The sequence below is a fragment of the Mycobacterium sp. E3298 genome (assembly GCF_001666895.1).
In the GTDB taxonomy this organism is placed as follows: Bacteria; Actinomycetota; Actinomycetes; order Mycobacteriales; family Mycobacteriaceae; genus Mycobacterium.
In genome coordinates, this window is sequence record NZ_LZJB01000119.1 from 1 (window position 1) to 840 (window position 840).

Sequence of the window (840 nt, forward strand, 5' to 3'; positions counted from 1 at the left end):
CTTCACCGGCCCGCAGGTCGGGGAGGACCGCAAATCGCTGACCTTCGCGCTGCGGTTCCGGGCGCCGGACCGCACCCTGACCGAGGACGACGCCAGCGCGGCCCGCGACGCCGCGGTGCGCCGCGCCGCCGAGGCGGTCGGCGCCGAGTTGCGGGCCTGACCCCCTGGTAATGGATTTGCAAAGCATTGCATAACCATGCAGAATCGGCGGAATGGCCGACGTATTGAGGGTGGCGGTTGCCGGGGCCAGCGGCTATGCGGGCGGTGAGATCCTGCGGCTGCTGCTGGGGCATCCGGCCTACGCCGACGGACGCCTCGTCATCGGGTCGCTGACCGCCGCGACCAGCGCGGGCAGCCCGCTGGGCGAGCACCACCCGCATCTCACGCCGCTGGCGCAGCGGGTGGTCGAGCCCACCGAACCCGCGGTGCTCGCCGGCCACCACGTGGTGTTCCTGGCCCTGCCGCACGGGCACTCGGCCGCGCTGGCCGAACAGCTCGGCCCCGACACCGTGATCATCGACTGCGGCGCCGACTTCCGGCTCACCGACGCCGCCGCCTGGGAGCGGTTCTATGGGTCCCCGCACGCCGGCAGCTGGCCCTACGGGCTGCCGGAGCTGCCGGGCGCGCGGGACCGCCTGCGCGGCGCCCGCCGCATCGCGGTGCCGGGCTGCTACCCGACCGCGGCGCTGCTGGCGCTGCTCCCCGCGGTCGCCGAGGACCTGATCGAGCCCGCCGTCACCGTCGTCGCCGTCAGCGGCACCTCGGGTGCGGTCCGGCGCCCGGAACCGCAGCGCGAAGGTCAGCGATTTGCGGTCCTCCCCGACCTGCGGGCCGGTGAAG

The 840-nt window shown here is 74.6% G+C and carries 1 protein-coding gene and 1 pseudogene; both read left to right on the plus strand.

Annotation, left to right across the window (positions count from 1 at the left end; all coding sequences use genetic code 11):
• On the plus strand, positions 1 to 160 hold a 160-nt coding region (locus tag A9X05_RS29415), incomplete at its 5' end, for a hypothetical protein (RefSeq protein ID WP_156736456.1).
• Between the two features lie 52 nt (positions 161 to 212).
• Positions 213 to 840, plus strand: a pseudogene (locus A9X05_RS05455) (N-acetyl-gamma-glutamyl-phosphate reductase); the annotation flags it as partial.